Here is an 824-nt window from a genome sequence, read left to right as displayed (position 1 = left end):
CGCTGCCGCCCGATCCCGAGCTGATCGCCGCGGTGCTGGCTGCCGTCGCCAACGATTCCCGCGAGCTGGTCTATCGCGACGAGGCGATGGCGAAGGTGATCAAGCTGGCGCAGCAGATCGCAGGCTCCGACGCCTCGGTGATGGTCACCGGCGAGTCCGGCACCGGCAAGGAGGTGCTGGCCCGCTACGTCCACACCCGCTCGGCGCGCGCCAAGCGTCCCTTCATCTCGATCAACTGCGCCGCGATCCCTGAGCATCTCCTGGAATCCGAGCTGTTCGGCCACGAGAAGGGCGCCTTCACCGGCGCGGTCGCGCGCCGCATCGGCAAGTTCGAGGAGGCGACCGGCGGCACGCTGCTGCTGGACGAAATCTCGGAGATGGACGTCCGCCTGCAATCGAAACTGCTGCGCGCGATCCAGGAGCGCGTGATCGACCGCGTCGGCGGCACCAAGCCCGTGCCGGTCGACATCCGCATCATCGCGACCTCGAACCGCAACCTCGTCGACGCCGTGCGCGAAGGCACGTTCCGCGAGGACCTGCTGTTCCGCCTCAACGTCGTGAACCTGAAGATCCCGCCGCTGCGCGAGCGCCCCGCCGACATTCTGGAGCTCGCCCAGCATTTCGTGAAGAAATATGCCGAGGCCAACGGCGTGCCGCTGCGCCCGGTTTCGGCGGAAGCGCGCCGTGTGCTCTCGGCCAACCGCTGGCAGGGCAACGTTCGCGAGCTCGAAAACACCATGCACCGGGCAGTGCTGATGGCGCAGGGTGACGAGATCGGCCCCGACGCGATCATCACGCCGGACGGCGACCGCCTCGACCTCGCC

1 protein-coding gene is annotated in these 824 nt (G+C 68.3%); it reads left to right on the top strand.

The features are described from left to right. Nucleotides 1-824: sigma-54-dependent Fis family transcriptional regulator (locus MOV75_RS40170; RefSeq protein ID WP_247008387.1), on the top strand; the 824-nt coding region annotated here is incomplete at both ends.

It is taken from the genome of Bradyrhizobium sp. PRIMUS42 (assembly GCF_023006515.1).
GTDB lineage: Bacteria > Pseudomonadota > Alphaproteobacteria > Rhizobiales > Xanthobacteraceae > Bradyrhizobium.
Note: the sequence above shows the minus strand (reverse complement) of the source record. Positions and strands in the feature narration are given on the sequence as shown.